The organism is Mesorhizobium escarrei, from assembly GCF_935825525.1.
In the GTDB taxonomy this organism is placed as follows: domain Bacteria; phylum Pseudomonadota; class Alphaproteobacteria; order Rhizobiales; family Rhizobiaceae; genus Mesorhizobium; species Mesorhizobium escarrei.
On record NZ_CAKXZT010000077.1, the window covers coordinates 1 to 215 of the forward strand.

Consider the following 215-nt stretch of genomic DNA (forward strand, 5'->3'; position numbering starts at 1 on the left):
GATGCGGTGGAAGCCCTTGGGCAGGACATGGAGTAGGAAGCGGCGGATGAACTCGCCCGCTTCCAGCGTCATGGTCCGGTAGCGCTCGCTGCCGTTGCGGCGGTAGTCCTTATAGCGGAACGTCACGCCCGCCTCGTCGAGTGCGATCAGCCGGCTGTTGGAGATCGCGACGCGGTGGGTATAGCGCGATAGATAGGCCAGCACGGCCTCGGGTC

The 215-nt window shown here is 65.1% G+C and carries 1 protein-coding gene; it reads right to left on the reverse strand.

Annotated elements, in window-relative coordinates; genetic code table 11:
• Window positions 1-215, reverse strand: a 215-nt coding sequence (locus tag NMG80_RS05095) for a transposase (RefSeq protein ID WP_254017135.1), incomplete at both ends; no start/stop codon positions are given.